Genomic DNA, 22,365 nt, shown 5'->3' with positions numbered 1-22,365 from the left:
AACCGCCCCTACCGCGCCCGCCGTTCCGCGCGCTTCTCGTCCGGGCTCACCGGCGGCGGGGGCGGCCCTTTCTCGCGCTCCACCGTCTGCAGCCTGTCCGCGTGCCGGCACACCCAGCGCTCGGCCCAGGCCATGGCCAGCTCCAGCCGCGGCGCGCGGGCATGGCCGTGGCGCCAGCGGTGGCGGTTCACCGTGACCAGCCAGCGCCCGTCGAGGATCCGCTCCACGCCGGCCAGCTCCAGGCCGTCGCGGGCGCGGGTGATCCAGTGGCGGCCCCAGCGGTCGGTCACCCATGCGAAGTCTTCGGGAAGCATGCACGCCAGGGTAGCGACCGCTGTCGCGCGCGCCGCGACCGGCCAGGGCGGCCGTGGCCGCCCGAACCAGGTTTGCCGCTACTTCGGGGTGATGGTGCCCTTCCCGGTCCACACCGCGGCCTCGGCCACCCGTCTAGTTGCCCGGCCACGCGCCAGAAGCACTCGGCCAGCGCGCCAGGCCGCAGCGACGGACCCGGCGCGTCGTGGCCGCGCGGGCCGGCCAGCAGGGCCAGGAACCGCAGCTTGTCGCGTACCTGCAACAGGGCGAGGTGGGCGTCTTCGGACAGCAGATAACCCAATAGCGACAACAGGCATTGGTCAAAAGAACCGAATTGGAGCCGACCCGACGCGACAGAAGCGAACCTGACCCGCTCAGCTCTCCATGACTTGGGCCGAAAGTCGACTCCGACCCCTGTTTCCCGGAATCGCGCGGAACAGGGCCAGGTTGACCTGCCCCATTCTCCACGGCTCAGGCGACGTTCCAGCCCGTCACCGAGGGCGCGCCGAAAATCATCTCGGCCGGCAGATCGAAGATGAAGTAGGGATTGGGCATGGGCGGGCGGCTGGCCTGGTCGAGACGCGCCTGCTGTTCGCGCGTGAGCGCCACATCGAGCGACGCGATGTTCTGCGCCAGCTGCTCGGCGCGGCTGGCGCCGATCAGCACCGACGACACGCCCGGGCGCGTCGCCGCCCACGACAGCGCAACCTCGGCCATCGAGCGGCCGATCTGGTGGGCGACATCGCGCACCGCGTCGACCACGTCGAAGTTGCGCTCGGTGAAGAGCATGCCGCCGAACGGGTTGTCGCCATTCAGGCGGCCGTCGCTCTCGCCTTGCGACGACGCCTGCGCGCCCGCCTCGTTCGGCACCCGCGCGGCCCGCTCGGCGTGGGCAAGCATGTCGCGCCCGTACTTGCCGGTGAGCAGCCCGCCCGCCAGCGGGCTCCAGGGCACCAGGCCGAGGCCGAACGCGTTGCCGGCGGGCAGGATGTCCAGCTCCACGCCGCGGTCGATCAGCGAGTACTGGTACTGCAGCCCGATCGGCGCGGGCAGGCCGTGGGCCTGCGCCAGCGTCGCGATCCGCGCCACGTACCAGCCCGGGGTGTTGGAAAACCCGTAATGCAGGATCTTCCCGGCCCGCACCGCGTCGACCAGCGTCTGCAGCACCTCCTCGGGGGGCGTCACCCGGTCCCAGACGTGCATCCAGTACATGTCGATGTAGTCGGTGCGCAGGCGGGAGAGCGAGCCCTCCAGTCCCAGGCGGATGTTCTTGGCGCCGTTGCCGCCGGCCAGCGGCATCCCCGGCGTGCGCGGGAAGCCGGATTTCGTCGCCACGACCAGCCGGTCGCGCAGCCCGGCATCGGCGATGAAGCCGCCGAGCATCTGTTCGCTGCGCCCGGCCGAATAGATGTCGGCGGTGTCGACGAAATTGCCGCCGGCCTCGACGTAGGCGTCGAACACCGCGCGCGAGGCGGCCTCACCCGAGCCCCAGCGCTCGGTGCCGAAGGTCATCGTGCCCAGCGCGAGCGGGCTCACCAGCAGGCCCGAGCGGCCCAGGCTGCGGTAGTGGGTCAGATGCATGGGAACTCCGGTCTTCGTCGCCGGGGGGGGTGGCGACCCGGTGCAAGGCTACGCCCGGCCCCGCCCCGTGATTAGCCGTTGCGGACCGCACGGGCTTGTGAGCACACTGCAGCAATGCAACGCGGTGAACTCAATGATCTGCTGGCCTTCGCGGCGGTGGCGCGCGAGCGCAGCTTCACCCGCGCGGCGGCGGGGCTCGGCATGTCGCCCTCGGCGCTGAGCCACGCCATGCGCGCCCTGGAGGCACGGCTCGGCGTGCGGCTGCTTGCGCGCACCACCCGCAGCGTGGCGCCGACCGAAGCGGGCGAGCAGCTGTTCCGCTCGCTCGCCCCCGCCCTGGCGAAGATCGAGGACGGACTTGCCGCACTGGCCGAGTGGCGCGAAACCCCGGCCGGCACCGTGCGGATCACCACCATCGCCCACGCGGCGCAGATGGTGCTGGAGCCGAAGCTGCCCGCCTTCCTGCTGGCCAACCCGGACGTGCAGGTGGAGGTGAACATCGAGAACGGCCTGACCGACATCGTGGCCGACGGCTTCGATGCGGGCATCCGCTTCGGCGAGACCATCGAGAAGGACATGATCGCCGTGCGGGTCGGCCCCGACCTGCGCACGCTGGTCGTGGGCACGCCCGAATATTTCAAACGCCATCCCAAACCCCGGACGCCGGCGGATCTGCACCGCCATGCCTGCATCGGCTACCGCCTCAAGACCGCCGGAGGCCTGCTGCCATGGGAGTTCGAGCGCGGCGGACGGGAGATCAAGGTCCGCACGCGCGGCCCGCTCGTCGTCAACGAGATGCCGCTCGCCCTGGCCGCCGTGCGCGCCGGCGCGGGGCTCGGATACCTGCTGGAACACGACGTGGCCGACGACATCGCCTCGGGCCGCCTGGTCCAGGTGCTCGACGCCTGGTGCCCGGCCTTTCCCGGTTACCACCTCTACCATCCAAGCCGGCGGCAGACGCCACCGGCCCTCAGGGCCCTGATCGACGCGTTGAAAACCGGCTGATCGCCGTGCGACAGCACCCAGGCGTGGCCCGCGTCGGGCTTCGCCTTGCCGCACAGGCTGCCGCGTGCCGATCGCGATCCCAATCGGGCCGCGCTGTCGTCGCGCGAACGGGGGGAGTTGTTCAGGCCTTGCCGAGCGCGGCACGAGCGAACCTGATCCGCTCGGCTCTTCACGACTTGGCCGAGAAAGTCGACTCTGACCCCTGTTTCCAAGGTCCAGCAGCTGTGGAGAAAGTCTATTCCGCTCCCTTGTTGGGTCGCTTTCCGAGCAGCTCCAGCAGCGAGGCCACCATGCGATCCGGCGCGAGGGGATCGTGCGGGATGGCGATGTCGGGCCGCAGCCCGGCCATGGTGGCGTCGCCGTTCGGGCGGTAGATCACGTAGAGCGGCGCGAGCGCCTGCAGCCCGGTGCGGGGGAGCGGCACCAGGGTGATCTGGCCGGTCTGGTTGGCATTGCCGCCCGTGGTCTCGCCGGCCAGCCTGGCGATGCCCGCGTCGCGGAGCGTGGCGGCGAACACGATCGCCTGGGAGTACGTGTCCTGGCTGAGCAGCACGTACACCTCGCCCTTGAACGCGGCGCCTGCGGGGCGCGGCGCGATCGGTTCCGGAAACGGCACGCGAACGATGCTGCCGGTTTCGGCTTGCGGCGCGATCTCCCGGTTGCCGCTGGTGATCCTGGCCAGCAATGCCGATGCCGACGGGACCGGCTTGTCGACCAGGTAGGCCACCAGCTGGTCGCTGGTGTCGTGCGCGCCGCCCGGGTTGTCGCGGATGTCGAGCAGCAGGGTGGCTGCCCCGTTCGCCTCGATCGCGGCGAAGCTCTCGGCGAGGAACGTGGCGAACGCCTCCTTCAGGCCGGGGTGGAAGCTGCCCACGCGCAGCAACGCCACGCCTTCGGCCGGCATCGAAAACCCAAACGGCGGGGCATCCCGGCCGGCTTCGCTTCCCGGGCCCTCCCCGGCCGCGCCCGCGAACAGGAGATGGCGGGTGCGGCCCTCGTGCTCGATGCCCACGCAATACGCCCGCTGCGGCCCGAGCACCGTCCACAGGTAGCCCGGGAAGTTGAAGGCCAGCACCAGCCGCTGGACGCTCACCGTCTCGCCGCGCATGCGCGGCATCAGCGTGGCAAGCAGGGTGGGCACGTCGTGGCCATTGATCGAGACGATCCTGGCGTACGGCGGGAGCGCCGTGCCCGGCCCTGGCGTTGCAGAAGCGCGCAGGCCGCCGGCGCGATCGATGAAGACCTCGACCGGGAACCCCGTGGCGCCTTCGGCAAGGTCGGCTTCGTACCCGGCCACCGGGTGGCGCAGGCCGGTGTGCGCATCCCGGAAGTGCGGGTTGAGGCGCGCCATGGCCAGCCACGCCTGGCGCAGCGTCATGCCATCGTGCAGTTCCGCTTCGATGTCCGCCGCAACGCGCTGCAGCGCCGGCTGGTCGAACAGCAGGCCGGGGGCCGGGTGCGTGCGTGCCACCACGGCCCGGAACTCGGCAAGGTCCGCGCGCAGCGCGGCGACCTCATAGGCGGGCTCGGCGCCCTCCAGGGCCAGGCCGTAGCCCGCCTGCGGATCGCACGCCTGGGCGCCGGCGTAGGCCGGAACCTGGCCACCGATCACAAGGCACAGCAGCAGTCCAAGGCCTGTACGGCGCATACCCGGTTCCGGCAGTTGGGGCCTTCCCGGATGCTGCATGCAGCCCTCACGGGCCGCCCGTGCCGGAAGCCGGGGTGAAGGCCGGATGCGGGTCGAGTTCCGCGGCGCTCACGCACCCGAGCCAGGGGCGATGCGACGACAATGCGACTTTCGACGTGCCGGCGCTGCCGTTCGGTGGTCCGGTCAACGCTGTAGCGTGCTCAACCCTGCAGGCTCATCGGCTTGTCGCCGCCCGGCGGCAGGCCGTACAGCCGCCTGATCCAGTTGAGGAAGGCGCCGTACGGGCGGCCCGAGACCAACATGATGCAGGTGGCACCGAGAATGCCGAGCACCAGCCCGCGGCCGGAGGCGCCGCTGACCGCGATGATCGCCGCATAGATGGGCACCTGGAAGGTCACCAGCGCCAGGCTGTCCCAGAGGATGCGCGAGAGCCGTGTCGGCCGCGCGCGCCGCATCAGCCAGTCGCGCCACATGCCGTAGGGACGGCCCACGGGAATCATCAACAGCGCACCCAGCACGCGCGCATGCAGCACCTCTTCCCAACTCATACCGGACAGGTAGCGCTCGTTGAGCGCTCCGGTGACGGTGAAGAACAGCACCAGCGCCGTGGTGTCGGCGACGAACGCGCGTCCGCGCTGGCGCTGACCGGATGCAACCTCACTCATGTGACATGCCTGTCATGACGCTCGCGCCGGATGCGGAAGGACGTGGCGAGCTTCCCCGCTGCCGAGGCGGGGTCATGGAGGACAGCCGATGGCGCGATCGCTCATCTGTGTCGGAGACCGGATCACCCACGGCGGTGTCGTCGTCAGCGGGACGATCGCCACGGATATCCACGGCGGCGGAACAAAGGGGACGGAGGGGATTATTAATTACCTCCGTCCCCTTTGATTCGGCAGCGCGGGCTCAGCTGAGCACCACGAAATGCCGCAAGGTGAACACCACCAGCACCAACAATGCCGCCAGCGCAATGGCCAGCTGCTGATTGTCGCGCCGCGCGCCCATGCCGGCGACCGACAACGCCAGGATCGCGATGCAGTGCGCGAAATACTCCAGGCCGAGGCTCGCCAGATAGTCGGCACCCTTGAGCCACGTATCGAGGATGTCGACCGAGAACAGCAGCATCAGGATGCCGAAGAACCACACACGTCGCGACCGGAAGTAGTCGCCATAGCCGGCATATTCCTCCATCGAATCGGGGAACAGCAGCGCGCTCAGCAGGAAGTACAGGCTGGCGTAGAAGACCACGAACAGATAGGTGGCGAAGGTCCAGTAAGGCAGGTTCCGCAGGTGGAACTCGAACCACCAGAACCGCACGATCGCGGCCAGCAGAAACGCCACCCAGACCAGATGCGCCGGATAGATGCGGAACTTGCGCGGGTGCTGGATGAAGCGCGATACACCCACCAACAGCCGCGAGACCGCAAGGCCCAGCACCATGCCGAGGATAATGCGCACATGGGTAAACGCCGCCATGGCGTCGCGCTGGTACAACTGCAGAACCGCGTCGTCCAAGATCCGACTCCTCCATCATGCCAGCGCCATGCGGACGCCGCGCCCTCACTGTAATCCGGAGCCGACCATACCGGAAGGCAGCCGTCATTTCGGCTACCGCGCGGCGGGTTGATCGAAACGAAGGAACGGAGGGGATATCAATTACCTCCGTCCCATTTGATTGCTGTCAACGAGATGCCGCTCGCCCTGGCCGCCGTGCGCGCCGGCGCGGGGCTCGGATACCTGCTGGAACACGACGTGGCAGAGGACATCGCCGCGGACCGCCTGGTCCAGGTGCTCGACGCCTGGTGCCCGGCCTTTCCCGGTTACCACCTCTACCATCCAAGCCGGCGGCAGACGCCACCGGCCCCCAGGGCCCTGATCGACGCGTTGAAAACCAACTGAGTGCCGGACGCCAGCACCCAGGGAGGATCGGCGGGTTCCCCGGAGTCGGCACCCATCAGAGTTGCCGATCCACGTCTCGCATGCCGATATCGGCCGCGCGCCGGAAGGCGCTGGCCACCCGATCGCTTTCCCGCACCGGCACGCCCAAGCCCTCGAAGATGTCGCGCCAGTTGCGCACGGCACGCACGACGCGATCGATGATCCGTGCCGCATCCGGCGGCAGAAGACCGAACCGCCCTGCGCCGGCCAATGCATTGTCCAGCCGTGCCAGCCGGCCCTGCGGCCCGATCGACAGGTGCAGCATGCGCTCCTGCGCCACCTGCGGCTTGGGAACCACGTCGTACAGCGGGCTCAACCTCCAGCCGCCGCCTTCCGCATCGAAGAGGAAGGCATGGTTGCGCAGATGATCGTCGTCGTTGGACACAAGGATGTTGAATACCATCCGCGCAAACAGCTCCTTGCGGCCGGACGCGATCTGGCCGCTCACTCCGTGCAGGCCCATCGCATCCGAGATCGCCGCATAGCTGGAATCCGGCGAATCCTGTTCATGCAACGCCAGCAGCGTGAGCGCGCTGACCATGTGGCGGCGCCCGCAGCCGGTTTTCGATGACGCGGCGTCCCCAGGCGTCGGGTGTCGCATCACGCAACGCACCGAACATGGCCAGCCCGCCAGCGGGCACGCGCTCCTCGCCATTTCGCCCAGGCACCAGCGCCAACGCGATCGGATCGACCGGCAAGGCATTGGCGCGCGCCACGTAACGGCGGCCATAGGCAAAGGTCGAGGCCTGCACTTGCAGCCCCTGCTCGATCATCGTCAGGCGCCCGGCCGGGACAGCCTCCGTCTCGCCGGGCAGGTGGATGAAGACGGTGCGTTCGACCATGCTCAGAAGTCCAGGTCGTCGCGCTTGCCGGAGCGCGCGCGCTTGGCCCTGGTGGTGTCCAGCAAGGCGGCGGAGGCGGGGTCCCGCAGCATGCTGAACAGGGGCAACAAGCCCAGGCTCTCGAACACCGCCAACCAGCCGCCCAGCGAAACCTCGACTGCGCCACTCTCCATGCGCTTGAGCGTAGCCAAACTGATGCGCGCTCGCTCGGCCAAGCCTTGCTGCGTCCACGACCGTGCTAAGCGGGCCTGGCGGACCAGGGCACCGAGATGGGCTGCGGCGTTGATGGCCCCAGGTGTGGCGAAGTCAGCTTCTTTCCGACGCATGGCTCATATTTGATCCGTTATAGGTATAACGGCTTATTTATGAGCCTTGTACGCTCAAGAGACCGCACGGTCAAGTGGCGAGCTTTTGCGCAGGCGGCGTTCCTGCCCAGCTCCCACTGCAGCTGCACCAACGCATACGGATCGCACGGACCGCGGTGCCGGGCATCGTTGCCGAGCCCGGCACCGCGCCTGCCCCTCAGTGGCGGGTGGCCGCCTGTGGGCGCCAGCCCGCATCCGCGGGCGGGGGCAGCAGCGGCATGGCCGCATCGAACGCGGGGCCCCGCCCGGTGGGCACGCTGTAGACGGCCCGCTCTTCGCGTACGCGGTTGCGCGGCCCGGGCCGGTCGGGAAGGTACTGCGACGCCACCTTGTCCATGAGATCGCTTGCGGCCTCGGCCTCTTCGAAGATCGCATCGCCCAGCATCGTCAGCGTGCCGTCGGCCAGGTCGATGCGCTCGACGCCGAAGAGCAGGTCGCCGTAGGCGTGGAGCCGGTCGTGCAGGCGGTTGAGCGTGTCCAGCTGGTCCATGGTCATGCCGAAGACGAGGCGGTCTTCGGCGTTCGCCTCGGCGGCCTCCTCGTCCGCCGCTTCGTCCTCTGCCCCGGCGTCCTCTGCCTCGGCGTCAGCTGCTTCGGCGTCTGCCGCTTCGACGGCCACTGGCGGGTCTTTTGGCACCTCGGCCTCGTCGCCTGCCTGCAATGACTTGCGGTTGGCTACCTGCTTGGCCGGCCAGGTCGCCTCGCCCAGCACGCGTTCGGCCTGGTCGGCCAGCTGCTCCAGGCAGACGGCCAGTTCACCCCCGCTGATCTGCGGGCCCCATCCGGTCGATTCCTCGTCGTCCGTACGCGGCTGCGCCAGCTGCGACAGGAACACCATGTGCTCATGCAGCTTCTTGAGCCGGAAATGGCTTTCTTCCGGCAGGAAATAGCCCGTCATGCCCGGGTCGTTGGGTTCACGGTTCGACATCGTTGCCTCCTCCTTCCATGAAGTGCCCGTCCACCGCAAGGCGGCGACGGGAAGTCGGGAGGCTAGAAACCGCTACAAGTCGGCGGGCGTATTTCCCCGAAGGGTGTTGTATTAGCCGCCCTCCCGACGCAGGCATCGCGTCGGTCGTGCCCGCAGCAACACGGGCAAAAAAAACCCACCGATTTGACGGAGGTGGGAACCGCTTGTAGAGGAGTTTCTAGGCTCCTTGGGATCGAGTCTGCTACTTGCTTCGCGACGTGTCAAGCGATCAAAAATGCCTGGGAATCTGCTATTCGGAGCGTGAACAAGGCTCCGGCGTGAGGGGCTCAGGCCAGGCCGGCAACGTGACCTCGCGCGCCCGCATCACGCCGTTCCGGACGACCTCATAGACGTCCTCCAGCAGCATCCCCTGCGAGCACCAGACCTTGCCATTTTCGATACGCCAGTGTGGCTGCTGGCCGGCGCGATAGCCGGCGAGCATAGCGTCGGACAGATCGGATTCGAGCGCGATCTCCCGTTCGAACCTGAGCGGTCTCAGTTGCGGCGAGGGCGCTCCTTCGGGATCGCGGCGGATGTCGCCACACGCAGCCCATTGCCTGCCGACCGTGCGGTGGACCGGAATCGCCTGGTACTTGTGCAACCACGCATCGTCATCGGCGAGCGCCACGAACAGCAGGGCATGGCGGAAGCGCGCGAACCGTGGAAAACCGTAGTGGTCGGAGACACTGAACTCGATGACGTCACTCGGGTACGAGCCGACGATCCGGTCCAGCACCCGGTACCTCGCCGTGTAGAGCGCATCCATGTTGATGCAGGTGAGCTCGCCCGTCTCCTGAAATTCCTCGTCGCACGGATCCGGCGCCTCCTCCAAGGCGATCCGCTCTCCCACGAAGACGAACGTCTCAACCGGCTGCGGCTCGGCGGCTGCGCAGAGCGACGAGTAGCCGAGCCCTCCGAACAACAAGGCCAGCCCCATCCATGTACGAGTCATCTTCATTCTCCCGACCTCCGTTTCGTCACTCGTCGACCGCTGTCTCGCCCATGGCACATCAACCGGCCTTGGTCAAAAGAACCCAATTAGAGCCGACCTAGCGCGACAGAAGCGAATCTGACCACTCAGCTCTCCATGACTTGGGCGGAGAAAGTCGACTCTGACCCCTGTTTCGCTGCCGGCGCCCGCCCTTCCGCCCGCTTCTCGTCCGGGCTCAGCGACGGCGGGGACGGGCCCTTCTCGCGCTCGACCGTCTGCAGCCTGTCCGCGTGCCGGCACACCCAGCGCTCGGCCCAGGCCATGGCCAGCTCCAGCCGCGGCGCGCGGGCATGGCCGTGGCGCCAGCGGTGGCGGTTCACCGTGACCAGCCAGCGCCCGCCGAGGATCCGCTCCACGCCCGCCACCTCCAGGCTCTGACACAACTTTTTCAGAGGTCGTCACAGCCAATCCTTGAAGACACGTGCACTTATAAATCAATAAGTTATGTCTATCCAAGGCGTAGTGACACTAGCAGCAGTGTGGAACGAACGTTCACAGGGACGCCGCCGATACGTGGTTTTCCATTGAACTTTCCGTTACAACTGGTGCTCCAACCGACGTGCTGGGCAGCATCCCTCCGTAAGTGCGCCTCACTCCGCCTGAGCGCTGATCTCATATGACGCACCCACTCCTGGTCCATCCACCGCTCGTCGAAATCATTGCGGAAGTGCGTCTGGAAGATGATGGCGCACCCAGCAAGGGTGTAGGAGTTCAATTCACGATGCCGGATGACGCAAAGTTCGTCTCTTTCGGCATCGCAGTAGGCCACCAAGGCTATACAAACTTAGAGCGCCTCGTTCCTCCTGGCTTCCCTGTACCTCACGGCGCGGTGATCTACCGCTATAGAAGACCCAACGCCGAAGAGCCCACACTCTATCAGCTGGGGGCTGACGTGTTTACAGCGAACGCACTCCCGCCCTATGACAGCTGGACATCATTCCGGCCCCATGTCGTAAGTGGGCTGGAAGCAGCATTTGCCGTCGGCGTCTTGACGAAAGGCAGACGCGTTCGAGCGTCGCTCAAGTATGTAGACGCCTTCTCTGGGGAGTCGCTACTTGGTCGCACGCCGTCAGTCTTTCTTCAGGACCTATTGGGCCTGAATTATTCGATGCCAAAATGTATGGCCACTGATCGGGAACCGAGAACCCTTCGTTTTTCTACCGAGTCTTATTGCGCTGAAGATGCGATCTTCGCACTCGAAGCGGGCGCGGGCAAGAAAGACCAAGCGGATGCTGTGATCCTCAACACCACAGCCAGCTCTAGCTTGCGAGCCGAAACTGTCGAATCGATTTTAGAGAAGCTGGATGTGCTCCAGGCGCTACTGCACGACGCATTTTTGGAACTAATTGAGCGATTTCCAGGAGATCCTTCGTCGTGAATCCGACACCGTGGTTACCAACCCTAACAGGGCATTCTTTCTTCAAGGGCTCCAGCATCGTTGCAGCCAACCCCAGCCGCATACCTAGTGCGGCCTTCGAGACCCTTTCAATCGACCATTTTTCAGAAGCTGCAACTGCGTACTTCCCCCTTAGGCGAGCATCTGACCTCGTCACGTGGCGCCAATCGCCCACTTCGACTCGTCGAGCTAAAGAAAACGCGTTACTTTCGCGCATGCGAGACTTTGCCAAGCTTAGAGAGAACTGGGACGGGGAAGGAGCCCTGGCACCGAGCGCAGAGGCACTTGAGACGAGTTCTCGCGTAGCTGCGCTCCTGGGGAGCCTGCCTGAGATTGAAACTTCTCCAAATCCAAACGGTACGATTTCCATCTTCTTCGAGGTTCTTGGCGACACGTGTGAACTCGAGATCGGTAAGACACGATTCCGCTTTAGCAAAATCCCCGGCCCCCAAGGGGGCGAACTAAGCGGGACGGGCGGTGACCATGAAGAGCTGATGGCTCTCATGGATAGCGTTGTATCGGCTGTAGCCATGCAGCGTCAAGCCGACCGCTTATCGCAGGCTATGGAATGTTTTATCTGCGAAAGCGATTCAATGAGATCAATGCGGCAGGATATTCATTTTTCGTCTGAGTGGAGCGACGACATCCTAATTGGTGCGAAAATTTCAGTTTGAGGGACGGGCGTGCCCTATCCGGTCGAAATAGATGAGAACGAGCTGATCGTTAGGGTTGTTCGAAGTCCGTATCACCTGAACAAGAGCGAGAGCAGGCTAACTCCATCAGCATTCCGGCCTCCGCCGGGGCGTCGTGATCTGTCGGTCATTCGTTGGCGTTACACAATACCTGATGGGCGAGAGCTGAAGACCAAGATCCGCTCAATAGGAAACTGCGCAGAAGCACGATACAAAGGACTGGCAGCCCTAATCGCGTCAGAGTGTCTAGCTGCCAACGTGGAACTCGTCGATAGTCGAGAACAATTTCTCGGGCATGCAGACATCCTCATGCCCTATGCAGTGCCGAACCACGAGCCTGCTGATGGCAGCATTGCCGACACTCTCGCGGCAATTCGCGCCGCTCTACGAGATGCTGCCAAGTATCATCCGGACCCAGCCCCCGAAGCGCAGCTGTGGACGATTGATGAGCTACCACCGCCATGCGACCAGTCGCCCATCCGTTCTATCTGAGACGAAGCATTATCAAAAGCAGCTACTTGATTATTCGCCGGTATGTGACATTTCCGGGTCGTAAATAGCGCCACTTTCTTCGTCGAGTTTCAGAGCAACTTTGCCTTTTGCGCCCTCATGACTTTTAACTAAACTGACCTCAACCTCACGTGATAATCCCATGCCCTCTTTCAAATTCGCCAAAGAATTTTCGTACTCACGATGACATAAAATTACTTTGCCTGCGACGTCCGCGAGATCACGCCAGGATCCAATATCAAGCAAGGAAGGGCGCCGATTGGCACCCAGATCTAAATTAGACCCCAAAGCCAAGGTGATCAGTACCGCAACTTTCTCCTGTTTAGCAAAATCGGACAAAGCTAGAGAAATCTCACGCTCCTGACCGCCCTTGTCCGTGTATTCAATTCCATCAATCACTAAGATCTCTGCGCCGGTTCCCCGAAGCCTATCCAAAGTGTTCATTAGATCTTGCGCTGATCGCACCGGATCATCGTCAATCGTAACGTCTGCATCTTTAAGTATTCTTACCGCAGAAGTCACTCGACTCCAATCTTCTTCTTCCAGCTGTCCGCGACTAAAGCGGGCTCGAGATATTACCCCTAAGCTGCAAAGCAGACGATTCGCATACTGAGTGGCACTCAAGCGCTGGCTCAGTATAATTGATTTCTTTTTCTTGTCCTTCATGGAAGCCTGAAAAGAGACGACAGCGAGCGCGAGTTCTACCTGTCCGTGCTCGGGCCTACTTGCTAGCAATGTCATCTCGTCTTTCTCAAGTCCGTTTGTAAGATTATCCAAGGCAGGTATGCCAAACGGCACGTCGCCAAGATACTTTGACTCGGAAAACCTCGTTGCCAAACTGTCAAAAGAATCAGCTAGTCGCTGGTTCAACGCTTTTGAGCTAAAGACGTTGCGCTCACTCTGCCCTTGGAAAGGATCACGAAGGAGGCGCCTTATTCCTTTTGCTACGCTGAGCCATGCTTCATCCGGATCAGACCAAGCCGTCACGGCTTTGGCATCAATTGGCAGCATAAGGAGTTTTGCGAATGGGGTTCCGCTCCAATCTGTAGGTCTTACTACAATTGGAACTACTGCTGCCCGCCTATTCTGGTGTCTCTCTAGCGCTACCCGAAGCTCCTTTGTGTAGCAGTAATCGGAAGCAATGAAGTCTGGAGAGATCAATAGCAACACTACGTCCGCAGTCTTCAGCTGCGACATGATCACTTCGTCAAGCTCCTCGCCTGGCAGAACTCGGTGGTCAGACCAAATTTCAAGTTCACCGAGTCTTACTGCAGTGGAAAGTGCGGCTTCAAGGGCGGCGCGATGCTGCTCATCCTTGTGAGAGTAGCTCACGAGAACTCTTCTAGCACTCATGTAAATCTATCACCCACACTTCGAATACCCACAATTCAAACAAGTCGCACACCCATCCATCAGCACCACGGCCTTGGTGCTGCACTTGTGGCACATGGTGGCGGACGGCGGGAACGAGGCGCCCTCGCCGGTCACGGCGATGTCCTCGGGGTGGTCGTCGGCGGGTTCGGGCGCGGCGGCGGCCCGGTCGCTTATTTCAGCGTTTTTTTTTGACTGGGCTTCGAACTGGCGGCGCTTCTCGGCGATGAGGGCGCGGGTGGTGTCGCTCATCTCGGGGTCGTGCATCATGCCGATGGACTTCAGGTGGTCCTCGACGATGTTGCCCAGCTCGGCCACCAGGCTGGGCATGTACACGCCGCCGGCCTTGAAGTAACCGCCGCGCGGGTCGAACACGGCCTTCATCTCCTCCACCAGGAAGGTGACGTCGCCGCCCTTGCGGAACACGGCGCTCATGATGCGGGTGAGCGCCACGATCCACTGGAAGTGCTCCATCGACTTGGAGTTGATGAAGATCTCGAACGGGCGGCGCTGCTCGTGCTCGGTGCCGGCGTTGAGCACGATGTCGTTGATGGTCACGTACATGGCGTGCTCCACCAGCGGGGACTTGATCTTGTAGGTGCTGCCGATCAGCACTTCCGGGCGCTCGATGCGCTCGTGCATCTGGATGACGTTGTCCTCGGCGCCGGCGGCCAGTTCCGCTTCGGCGGCTTCGCGGCTCACGGAGGCGGTGGGCACGTCCTTCACCTTGTCTTCGGGGGTGACGACGGCGTAGCCCTTGATTTTCTTGTCGATCCTGACGGCCATTGCTGATCTCTTGCGGTTGCGGTGGGGCGGTGACGGGGATGGCGGGCGGGGTTGGTGTGCGGGCCCCCGGCCCAACCCCTCCCCCGCGGGCGGGAGAGGGGCTTTGGCGCGGTTACTTGCTTGCGGACTTCTTGGCGGCCTTGCGCGGGGCGGCCTTCTTCGCCGCCGCCTTCCTGGCCGGGGCCTTGCGGGCGGCGGCCTTCTTGGCGGGCGCCTTGCGGGCGGCGGTCTTCTTGGCCGAGGCCTTCTTCGCCGGCGCCTTCCTGGCGGTGGTCTTGCGCGCCGCGGTCTTCTTGCTGGCGGCCTTCTTCGCCGTCTTCTTGGCGGTCTTCTTGGCGGTGGCCTTGCGCGCGCCGGCGGCGCGGGTGGCGGCGGCCTTCTTGCCGGCGGCCGAGCGCTTGGCGGCCTTCTTGGCGCGGGTGGCCGCGGCCTTCTTGCCGGCCGCCTTGCGGGTGGCCTTCTTGCCGGCCTTGGTGGCGGCGGCCTTCTTGCCGGCGCCCTGCTTCTTCAGCGCGGCGCCTTCGGCGGCGGCGCTGGCCTTGGCCTTGGTGAGGCTCTTCTTGGCCTTGCTCACGCGCTTGCTGACGGTCTTGCCGGCCTTCTTCGCGGTCTTGCGCGCGCTGGCCACCGCCTTGCTCACGCGCTCGGCCACCGTGCTGCCGACCTCCTGCGCCTTCTCGGCCACAGCCTCGGCCGCACCGGCGATGGTCGCCGTCACTCCGTTACCGTTGCTCATCGGGTTTTCCTCGTCGTGTTCCGGGCACTGTTGCCCGTGAAGCGGAATGTAGCGCGAAGTTTGGGCGGTGTATGCAAGGGGCGTGGCGGGGGCTCTGGTTCCCACCCCCGCTGCCGGGCGCGGGAGACGGGGTTCGCCGCGGGCGGGGGCTGCGTGGCCGTCCCCGCCCCGGCCCCGCACCCGCTGCGCGGGAGCGGGGAGCCAGGGTCAGAACTTGCCGTAATAGCCTTCCTTCAGGGCGTCGAACAGGTTGGCGGCGCTGTGCACCTCGCCGTCGTATTCGATCTGCTCGTTGCCCTTCACCTCCACCACTTCGCCGTCCTCCAGCTCGAAGCGGTAGGTGGTGTTCTCCAGGTCCTTCTCCTTGACCAGCACGCCCTGGAAGGCGGCCGGGTTGAAGCGGAAGGTGGTGCAGCCCTTCAGGCCCTGGTGGTAGGCGTAGGTGTAGATGCTCTTGAAGTCTTCGTACGGGTAGTCGGTGGGCACGTTGGCGGTCTTGGAGATGGAGCTGTCCACCCATTTCTGCGCCGCGGCCTGCACGTCCACGTGTTCCTTGGGGCTGATGTCGTCGGCGGAGATGAAGTAGTCCGGCAGCTGCGCCTCGGGCTGGTCCGCGTAGGGCATGGCCTTGGGGTTCACCAGGTGCCGGTAGGCCAGGAGTTCGAAGGAGAACACGTCCACCTTCTCCTTGCTCTTCTTGCCCTCGCGGATCACGTTGCGGCTGTAGTGGTGGGCGAACGAGGGCTCGATGCCGTTGCTGGCGTTGTTGGCCAGGCTGAGGGAAATGGTGCCGGTGGGGGCGATCGAGCTGTGGTGGGTGAAGCGGCTGCCGGTCTCGGCCAGCGCGTCCACCAGCTCGGGGGCCACCGTGGCCACCTGCTGCATGTAGCGCGAGTACTTGGCGTGCAGCACCTTGCCGGGGATCTCCTGGCCCGCCTTCCAGCCGTCGGCGGCCATCTCCGGGCGCTTGCGCAGCATCTCGGCGGTCACGGTGAAGCGCTCCTCCATGATCGGCGCCGGGCCCTTCTCCTGCGCCAGCGCCAGGCCCATCTCCCAGCCGGCCACGGCCATCTCGCGGGCCACCCGCTCGGTGAACGCGCAGCTCTCCTTGGAGCCGTACTTCATCTTCAGCATGGTGGCGGTGCTGCCCAGGCCCAGGAAGCCCATGCCGTGGCGGCGCTTGCGCATGATCTCGTCGCGCTGCTGCTGCAGGGGCAGGCCGTTGATCTCCACCACGTTGTCCAGCATGCGGGTGAACACGCGCACCACTTCCTTGTATTCCTCCCAGTCGAAGCTGGCCTGGTCGGTGAAGGGGTTGCGCACGAACTTGGTCAGGTTCACCGAGCCCAGCAGGCAGGCGCCGTAGGGCGGCAACGGCTGCTCGCCGCAGGGGTTGGTGGCGCGGATGTTCTCGCACCACCAGTTGTTGTTCATCTCGTTGACGCGGTCGATCAGGATGAAGCCGGGCTCGGCGTAGTCGTACGTCGAGACCATGATCATGTCCCACAGGTGGTGGGCGCGGATCTTGCCGTACACCCGGCAGGCCACCAGGCCGTCGTCGCGGACGATGTAGCCCGCATGCTGCGGCCACTCCTTCCAGATCACCTTGTCGGCATCGGCCAGGTCCACGTCGCCGGCCTCCTTGTCGCTGATCGGGAACACCAGCGGCCAGTCGGCGTCGTTCTCCACCGCCTCCATGAAGCCGTCGGTGATCAGCAGGCTGAGGTTGAACTGGCGCAGCCGGCCGTCCTCGCGCTTGGCGCGGATGAAGTCCTTGGCGTCGGGGTGGCTGATGTCGAAGGTGCCCATCTGCGCGCCGCGGCGGCCGCCGGCGGAGGACACGGTGAAGCACATCTTGTCGTAGATATCCATGAACGACATCGGCCCGGAGGTGTACGCGCCGGCGCCGGCCACGAACGCGCCCTTGGGGCGCAGGGTGCTGAACTCGTAGCCGATGCCGCAGCCGGCCTTCAGGGTCAGCCCGGCCTCGTGCACCTTCTCCAGGATGCCGTCCATCGAGTCGCCGATGGTGCCGGAGACGGTGCAGTTGATGGTGCTGGTGGCCGGCTTGTGCTCGAGCGCGCCGGCATTGGAGGTGATGCGGCCGGCGGGGATGGCCCCGCGGCGCAGCGCCCACAGGAAGCGGTCGAACCAGTACTTGCGCTTCTCCGGGTTGGGCTCGGCATCGGCCAGGGCGTGGGCCACGCGCTGGTAGGTGCCGTCGATGTCGGCGTCGACCGCTTCGCCCTGCTTGGTCTTGAGGCGGTACTTCTTGTCCCAGATGTCGGCGGACGCCGGCTGCATCGGAATCTCCGTTGCCGGGTCCTGCTTCACCGCCTCCAGACGAACCGTGCTCATGCTGCTTGTCTCTCCTGCGTTTGCGGCGGGTCGTGCCCGCCCTGTCGTTATTGTCGGTACCGGCGCGGGGCGGCGACGGCAAAGCGGCGGCGGCGTGCGTTACGCCCCGCGCAAAACCCGGATTTTCGTGGTGTCGGTCACGCCCGTCCGCATCCGGCGCCACCCCCATGGCCACTGGACCTTTCCAAGCGAATCCCCATCACTTGGGCCACGTACATGCCGACAACCCCAAGATGTAGTGGCGAACGGGGGCTCAAGCTACGCCCGGTGGTGGCGGAAGTCAACTCCACTTCGGGCCCAAACGCCCGATCGGCGGTTTCGCCGCCGTTGAGCCCCGTTCAGGCAGGATAGGCGGGTCGCCGGCGCGTTCCGCGGCCGCCCTTGAAGGGGTCGGCGCGTGCCGCATTTCACGTCTCAGCCACCGTCACTACGGGATAACCAGCCCTCCATGCGTCCCCTGCCCACCCTCCTCGCCCTCGTCGCTGCGGCCGCGTTCGGCGGCCTTGCCGCGGTCGCCATCGGCGACGGCCTGCGCGCACCCGCCCAGGCCCAGGACGCCCCCGCCCCGGTCTTCAACACCCCCGCCGCCACGCCCGCCGGCGCCCGCGAGGTGCCGCCCGGCCTGGTCGGCGGCGCCGCGCTGCCGATGGCTGTGGACGGCCAGCCGATGCCCTCGCTGGCGCCGATGCTGCAGCGGGTCACCCCGGCGGTGGTCAGCGTGAACAACAAGCGGGTGGTGCGGGTCAGCCCGTTCGGCAACGACCCGTTCTTCCGCCGCATGTTCCCGGAGCTGAGCCAGGAGCGCATCGCCCAGTCGCTGGGCTCGGGGGTGATCGTGGACGCCGCGCGCGGCTACGTGCTCACCAACCACCACGTGATCCAGGACGCCGACGAGGTCACCGTCACGCTCGCCGACGGGCGCACCCTGGAGGCCGAGTTCCTCGGCTCCGATGCCGAGACCGACGTGGCGCTGATGCGGGTGCAGGCCGACGGCCTGACCGAGGTGCCGCTGGCCGACAGCAGCATGCTCAGCGTCGGCGATTTCGTGGTGGCGGTGGGCAACCCGTTCGGCGTGGGGCAAACGGTCACCTCCGGCATCGTCTCGGCGGTGGGCCGCAGCAACATCCCCGGGGTGGGCTTCCAGAACTTCATCCAGACCGACGCCAGCATCAACCCGGGCAACTCCGGCGGCGCGCTGGTCAACCTGCGCGGCGAGCTGGTCGGCATCAACACCGCCAGCTTCAACCCGCGCGGCAGCGAGGCCGGCAACATCGGCCTGGGCTTCGCCATTCCCTCCAACCTGGCCGGCAGCGTGATGCGCCAGCTGATCGCCACCGGCGAGGTGCGCCGCGGCACCCTGGGGGTGGACACCCAGACCGTGGACGCGCGCCTGGCCGAGGGCCTGGGCCTGGAAGCGCCGCGCGGCGCGGTGGTGACCCGGGTGCACCCGGGCTCGGCCGCGGCCGAGGCGGGGCTGCAGACCGGCGACGTGATCGTGGGCGCCAACGGCCAGCGCGTGGACAACAGCGAGAGCCTGCGCAACATCCAGGGCCTGCAGGCCATCGACACGCCGGTGACGCTGCAGCTGCTGCGCGACGGCCGCCCGCTGGAGATCACCGCGCGGCTGCGCGAGGTGCCGCACGACGGCGCCAGCTACGACGCGCGCCTGGCCGGCGCCACCCTGGCGGACCTGCCCGAGGCGCTGCGCCGCGCCAGCAACCGCGTCAGCGGCGTGCTGGTGGAGGCGGTGGAGCCGGGCAGCCGCGCGGCGCGCAACGGGCTGCGCGCCGGCGACGTGATCCTGGCCGCCACCGGCGGCCAGTTCCACGACCTGGCCGGGTTCCGCGCGGTGCTGTCCAACGCCCCCGACGAGGTGGTGCTGCTGGTGCAGCGCGGCCGCAGCCAGGGCCAGGTGCAGCTGCGCTAGGCGGCTGGCCGGGGCCGGGCACCGGATCATCACCCGGCACGCGCCATCCTTGCGCCACGCACGACCGATCCATCCCCAGTTCAGTACCACGCGTTTGACCCAACGAATGAGCAGGACGAGTTGAGCACCAGCACGCGACACCGGCGCCACGCCCACGCGGGCACGCCGCCGGCCCGACCCCCGACAACACAGCAGGAGACACCGCGATGAGCCCCACCTCCACCGACAACGTGAAGAACAGCCTCGGCGAAGCCGGCAGCCGCCTGAAGCAGGCCGCGCACGATGCCGGCGACGCGATCAAGGGCGCCGCCGACGTGGCCGGCGACGAGCTGCGCCTGGGCAAGGCCAACGTGAAGGCCGACCTGGCCGACAGCGCGCTGTCCGGCCTGTCCGCGCTGGAAGGCCTGGGCGAGGCCGGCCGCGAGCAGATGGACCTGGTGCTGGACAAGGGCCGCGACCTGGTCGACAGCGCCGCCGACCTGATCCGCGAGCGCCCGCTGGCCTCGTTCGGCGTGGCCTTCGCCGCCGGCTGGATCATCGCCAAGCTCGCCCGCAGCAAGTAAGCCGGCGCCGCGGGGAAGGCAGTGACCGAGCAGCCACGCGACCAGCCCGGCGCGCCGGCCGGCGGCGACGCCGGCGCCGGCAAGCCGCCGCACCTGGACGAGAGCGTGCGCCGGGTCGGCAAGGCCGGGCGCGCGCTGCTCGGCTCCGGCCGCGAGACCGGCCGCGCGCTGCGCAAGCTGGTGGCCGCGGACCTGGCGCTGGCGCGCGGGGCGCTGGGCCGGGCGCTGTTCTGGGCCGCGGTGGGGATCATCTTCGGCGCCTCGGCCTGGCTGCTGGTGATGGGCGCCACCGTGGCGGTGCTGCAGGCGGCGGGGCTGTCGTGGCTGGCCTCGATCGCGATCGCCGCCGGCATCAGCCTGGCGGTGACCGGGCTGGCCGCCTGGCGGGTGTTCGTGTACTTCGAGATGGCCACGCTCAAGGCCAGCCGCCGCCAGCTGGCGCGGCTGGGGCTGTTCGACGAGGGCCCGGACGACGACGAGGACGGCGATCCGCCCGCGCCGCGTTCGCATGCGGTGCCGGCGGCCGGGCCCGCTGCCGCCGCGCCGCCGGCCCCCACCGGGGGCGCCGTGCCATGACCATCAAGTCGCTCAAGCGCCGGCTGGCGCGCGCCGAACTGCTGGCCGACGGCCGCATCACCCAGACCCGCGAGGGCTACCACGGGCTGCGCCGGCAGTGGCGCGAGGCGTGGACCCCGGGGCGGATCGTGGTGGCCGGGCTGCTGGCCGGCTTCGCCGCCGGCCGGTCCGCGCCGGAGCGGGCGGTGAAGCAGCTGGGCCGGATCGGCAAGCAGATCGGCGACCCGCGCTGGCTGCGGCTGGTCAGTTCCATCGCCGGCCTGCTCACCTCGATCCAGGCCACGGTGGCCGCGGCGCGCGCCAAGGACGCGGCGCAAACCGCCGACGACGCCGCCGACGATGCCGCCGACGACGCGCAGCAGGCGAATCAGCACGCTGCCCCGGCCGGCACGGCCGATGCCGCGGCGCGGCCCGCCGAAGGCATGGAGGGCGGCGCGCCTGCCGGCGCCGGCGCGCAGCCGGGCCGGGCGGCACCGCCCCACGGCGCCGGCGCGGCTGCACCCGCGCCGCAGGACCGCCGCCGGCCGGACCCGAGCTGGGACAGCCAGCCGGCGCCGGCCGAAGCGGCCACCGACGTGTCCGAGCGGTGAGCGCCCGGCCGGGGCCGCGGGCGTGAGCGCGCCGCTCGCCGCGGCCAAGCACGACGACGCCCCGCCCCCGCCGCCGCGGCCGCGCGCGCCGGTGTCGGTGGTGGTGCTGGCGGCGCTGGCGTTCGGCTACACGCTGTGGGCGGCGCAGGGCGTGGTGGTGCCGGTGCTGCTGGCGATGTTCTTCGCGCTGGTGGGCAACCCGATCCTGCGCGCGCTGCGGCGGGTGTGGATCCCGCGCTTCGTCGGCGCGCTGCTGGTGCTGGCGCTCGGGCTGACCGCCACGGTGCTGCTCGGCCGCCAGCTGGTGGTGCCGGCCAGCGAATGGATGCAGCAGGTGCCGCGCGAGCTGCAGGTGCTCACCCCCAAGCTGAAGGAGATGGCGGCGCCGATGCAGCGCGCCAACGAGGCCGCGCGCACCTTCGCCGAGGCCACCGACGGCAGCGGCACCCACCGCGTGCAGATGGTGACCATCCGCGAGAACGATCCCTGGAAGCGGCTGTCGGCGACGCCGCGGCTGCTGGCCTCGGTGCTGGCGGTGGTGCTGCTGACGTTCTTCTTCATGGTCTACGGCGAGAGCCTGCAGCGGCACGCGATCGCGCTGCTGCCGCACCGCCACCAGAAGCGGCTGACGGTGGGGATCCTGCAGTCGATCGAGATGGAGATCTCGCGCTACGTGCTCACCATCACGGTGATCAACATGCTGCTGGGCGCGGCCCTGGCCGGGGTGCTGGTGTGGCTGGGCATCGCCCCGCAGGAGGCGCTGCTGTGGGGCACGATCGTGGCGCTGCTCAACTACGCGCCGTACGTGGGCCCGGCGATCGGCGCGGTGCTGATGCTGCTGATGGGCTTCGTGACCTGGAACGAGGTGGGGCCGTCGCTGCTGCCGGTGATCATCTACGTGGCCCTGCAGACGCTGGAGGGGCAGCTGCTCACGCCGATCATCCTCGGCCGGCGGATGGCGCTGTCGCCGTTGATCCTGATCCTGGCGCTGATGCTGTTCGGGTTCCTGTGGGGCATCCTCGGCCTGCTGCTGGCGGTGCCGCTGCTGGCCTGCGCCAAGCTGGTGCTGACCCGCATCGAGGGCCTGGAGGGCTGGGCGCGGCTGCTGGAGTAGCCGGCCGCCGCAACTCCCCATGGTGGAGGGCCCCCGACGCTGCCTTTCCCGTGGGAGCGGCCCATGGCCGCGAAGGCCGCGGGTGGCTCCGGCCGGG

General features: G+C 67.0%; 26 protein-coding genes. 10 read left to right on the top strand and 16 right to left on the bottom strand.

The genetic code is table 11. The annotated features are described in order from the left end of the window. Positions 1 to 8: 8 nt before the first annotated feature. The 3 genes from QFW77_RS18485 to QFW77_RS18480 form a co-directional block, all read right to left on the bottom strand. Positions 9 to 290, bottom strand: a complete 282-nt coding sequence (locus QFW77_RS18485) for a hypothetical protein (protein WP_280576341.1) — start codon at positions 288 to 290, stop codon at positions 9 to 11. Next, positions 287 to 613: an XAC0095 family protein gene (locus QFW77_RS19190; RefSeq protein WP_425603384.1), complete on the bottom strand. Its 327-nt coding sequence runs from the start codon at positions 611 to 613 to the stop codon at positions 287 to 289. The genes QFW77_RS18485 and QFW77_RS19190 overlap by 4 nt, the downstream gene beginning before the upstream one ends. A 170-nt stretch (positions 614 to 783) precedes the next feature. Next, a complete protein-coding gene (locus tag QFW77_RS18480) occupies positions 784 to 1,893 on the bottom strand; it encodes an aldo/keto reductase (RefSeq protein WP_280576340.1) in 1,110 nt (369 codons plus the stop codon). A 114-nt stretch (positions 1,894 to 2,007) separates the two neighbouring features. Here QFW77_RS18480 and QFW77_RS18475 point away from each other — a divergent pair, with 114 nt between their 5' ends. Continuing rightward, positions 2,008 to 2,898 (top strand): LysR family transcriptional regulator, encoded by an 891-nt coding sequence (locus tag QFW77_RS18475; protein ID WP_280576339.1) that lies wholly within the window; start codon positions 2,008 to 2,010, stop codon positions 2,896 to 2,898. Positions 2,899 to 3,133: 235 nt separating this feature from the next. Here the strand turns inward: QFW77_RS18475 and QFW77_RS18470 are convergent, their stop codons facing one another. From QFW77_RS18470 to QFW77_RS18460, 3 genes are all read right to left on the bottom strand, one after another. Continuing rightward, the gene (locus tag QFW77_RS18470) at positions 3,134 to 4,546 is read right to left on the bottom strand and encodes a S41 family peptidase (RefSeq protein ID WP_280576338.1); all 1,413 of its coding nucleotides are present in this window, start codon (positions 4,544 to 4,546) and stop codon (positions 3,134 to 3,136) included. Between the two features lie 200 nt (positions 4,547 to 4,746). Further along, a complete protein-coding gene (gene alaE / locus QFW77_RS18465) occupies positions 4,747 to 5,211 on the bottom strand; it encodes an L-alanine exporter AlaE (RefSeq protein WP_280576337.1) in 465 nt (154 codons plus the stop codon). 241 nt (positions 5,212 to 5,452) lie between these two features. Next, positions 5,453 to 6,061 (bottom strand): hypothetical protein, encoded by a 609-nt coding sequence (locus QFW77_RS18460; RefSeq protein WP_280576335.1) that lies wholly within the window; start codon positions 6,059 to 6,061, stop codon positions 5,453 to 5,455. A gap of 108 nt (positions 6,062 to 6,169) precedes the next feature. Here QFW77_RS18460 and QFW77_RS18455 point away from each other — a divergent pair, with 108 nt between their 5' ends. After that, a complete protein-coding gene (locus tag QFW77_RS18455; protein WP_280576334.1) occupies positions 6,170 to 6,445 on the top strand; it encodes a LysR substrate-binding domain-containing protein in 276 nt (91 codons plus the stop codon). 55 nt (positions 6,446 to 6,500) lie between these two features. On the opposite strand, the gene QFW77_RS18450 is transcribed toward QFW77_RS18455, so the two are convergent. The 6 genes from QFW77_RS18450 to QFW77_RS18425 form a co-directional block, all read right to left on the bottom strand. Next, the gene (locus QFW77_RS18450) at positions 6,501 to 7,025 is read right to left on the bottom strand and encodes a type II toxin-antitoxin system HipA family toxin (RefSeq protein WP_280576333.1); all 525 of its coding nucleotides are present in this window, start codon (positions 7,023 to 7,025) and stop codon (positions 6,501 to 6,503) included. Further along, entirely contained in the window at positions 6,991 to 7,326 is a 336-nt protein-coding gene (locus QFW77_RS18445; protein WP_280576332.1) for a hypothetical protein, read from the bottom strand. Before QFW77_RS18445 ends, QFW77_RS18450 begins: the two co-directional genes overlap by 35 nt. A 2-nt stretch (positions 7,327 to 7,328) precedes the next feature. Continuing rightward, the gene (locus QFW77_RS18440) at positions 7,329 to 7,652 is read right to left on the bottom strand and encodes a helix-turn-helix domain-containing protein (RefSeq protein ID WP_280576331.1); all 324 of its coding nucleotides are present in this window, start codon (positions 7,650 to 7,652) and stop codon (positions 7,329 to 7,331) included. Between the two features lie 196 nt (positions 7,653 to 7,848). Beyond that, the gene (locus QFW77_RS18435; protein ID WP_280576330.1) at positions 7,849 to 8,619 is read right to left on the bottom strand and encodes an XAC0095 family protein; all 771 of its coding nucleotides are present in this window, start codon (positions 8,617 to 8,619) and stop codon (positions 7,849 to 7,851) included. A gap of 289 nt (positions 8,620 to 8,908) precedes the next feature. Further along, entirely contained in the window at positions 8,909 to 9,616 is a 708-nt protein-coding gene (locus QFW77_RS18430) for a hypothetical protein (protein WP_280576329.1), read from the bottom strand. Positions 9,617 to 9,735: 119 nt separating this feature from the next. Further along, positions 9,736 to 10,032: a hypothetical protein gene (locus QFW77_RS18425; RefSeq protein WP_280576328.1), complete on the bottom strand. Its 297-nt coding sequence runs from the start codon at positions 10,030 to 10,032 to the stop codon at positions 9,736 to 9,738. A gap of 233 nt (positions 10,033 to 10,265) precedes the next feature. On the opposite strand from QFW77_RS18425, the gene QFW77_RS18420 reads away from it, so the two are divergent. The 3 genes from QFW77_RS18420 to QFW77_RS18410 are packed head-to-tail and all read left to right on the top strand — an operon-like array spanning position 10,266 to position 12,229. Next, positions 10,266 to 11,027, top strand: a complete 762-nt coding sequence (locus QFW77_RS18420) for a TIGR04255 family protein (RefSeq protein WP_280576327.1) — start codon at positions 10,266 to 10,268, stop codon at positions 11,025 to 11,027. Beyond that, entirely contained in the window at positions 11,024 to 11,719 is a 696-nt protein-coding gene (locus tag QFW77_RS18415; RefSeq protein ID WP_280576326.1) for a hypothetical protein, read from the top strand. Before QFW77_RS18420 ends, QFW77_RS18415 begins: the two co-directional genes overlap by 4 nt. Before the next feature lie 9 nt (positions 11,720 to 11,728). Next, the gene (locus QFW77_RS18410) at positions 11,729 to 12,229 is read left to right on the top strand and encodes a hypothetical protein (protein ID WP_280576324.1); all 501 of its coding nucleotides are present in this window, start codon (positions 11,729 to 11,731) and stop codon (positions 12,227 to 12,229) included. A 30-nt stretch (positions 12,230 to 12,259) separates the two neighbouring features. Here the strand turns inward: QFW77_RS18410 and QFW77_RS18405 are convergent, their stop codons facing one another. The 4 genes from QFW77_RS18405 to QFW77_RS18390 form a co-directional block, all read right to left on the bottom strand. Further along, the gene (locus QFW77_RS18405; protein ID WP_280576323.1) at positions 12,260 to 13,579 is read right to left on the bottom strand and encodes a DnaB-like helicase C-terminal domain-containing protein; all 1,320 of its coding nucleotides are present in this window, start codon (positions 13,577 to 13,579) and stop codon (positions 12,260 to 12,262) included. Positions 13,580 to 13,609: 30 nt separating this feature from the next. Further along, positions 13,610 to 14,404: a TSCPD domain-containing protein gene (locus QFW77_RS18400; protein ID WP_280576322.1), complete on the bottom strand. Its 795-nt coding sequence runs from the start codon at positions 14,402 to 14,404 to the stop codon at positions 13,610 to 13,612. Between the two features lie 112 nt (positions 14,405 to 14,516). Next, positions 14,517 to 15,140: a hypothetical protein gene (locus QFW77_RS18395; RefSeq protein ID WP_280576321.1), complete on the bottom strand. Its 624-nt coding sequence runs from the start codon at positions 15,138 to 15,140 to the stop codon at positions 14,517 to 14,519. A gap of 207 nt (positions 15,141 to 15,347) precedes the next feature. Then, positions 15,348 to 17,498, bottom strand: a complete 2,151-nt coding sequence (locus QFW77_RS18390; RefSeq protein WP_280576320.1) for an adenosylcobalamin-dependent ribonucleoside-diphosphate reductase — start codon at positions 17,496 to 17,498, stop codon at positions 15,348 to 15,350. A gap of 448 nt (positions 17,499 to 17,946) precedes the next feature. Here QFW77_RS18390 and QFW77_RS18385 point away from each other — a divergent pair, with 448 nt between their 5' ends. The 5 genes from QFW77_RS18385 (at position 17,947) to QFW77_RS18365 (ending at position 22,268) form a co-directional block, all read left to right on the top strand. Continuing rightward, positions 17,947 to 19,425 carry a Do family serine endopeptidase gene (locus QFW77_RS18385; RefSeq protein ID WP_280576319.1) on the top strand — a complete coding sequence of 493 codons (1,479 nt, stop codon included), beginning with the start codon at positions 17,947 to 17,949 and terminating at the stop codon, positions 19,423 to 19,425. Between the two features lie 206 nt (positions 19,426 to 19,631). Further along, a complete protein-coding gene (locus tag QFW77_RS18380) occupies positions 19,632 to 19,988 on the top strand; it encodes a hypothetical protein (protein ID WP_280576317.1) in 357 nt (118 codons plus the stop codon). Between the two features lie 21 nt (positions 19,989 to 20,009). Continuing rightward, positions 20,010 to 20,564, top strand: coding sequence for a phage holin family protein (locus tag QFW77_RS18375; protein WP_280576316.1), 555 nt, complete (start codon positions 20,010 to 20,012; stop codon positions 20,562 to 20,564). Next, positions 20,561 to 21,154 (top strand): hypothetical protein, encoded by a 594-nt coding sequence (locus tag QFW77_RS18370; protein WP_280576315.1) that lies wholly within the window; start codon positions 20,561 to 20,563, stop codon positions 21,152 to 21,154. The genes QFW77_RS18375 and QFW77_RS18370 overlap by 4 nt, the downstream gene beginning before the upstream one ends. A gap of 22 nt (positions 21,155 to 21,176) precedes the next feature. Next, positions 21,177 to 22,268: an AI-2E family transporter gene (locus tag QFW77_RS18365; protein ID WP_280576314.1), complete on the top strand. Its 1,092-nt coding sequence runs from the start codon at positions 21,177 to 21,179 to the stop codon at positions 22,266 to 22,268. The last annotated feature ends 97 nt before the right edge of the window (positions 22,269 to 22,365 follow it).

This window comes from Luteimonas endophytica (genome assembly GCF_029887875.1).
Classification (GTDB): Bacteria; Pseudomonadota; Gammaproteobacteria; order Xanthomonadales; family Xanthomonadaceae; genus Luteimonas; species Luteimonas endophytica.
Note: the sequence above shows the minus strand (reverse complement) of the source record. Positions and strands in the feature narration are given on the sequence as shown.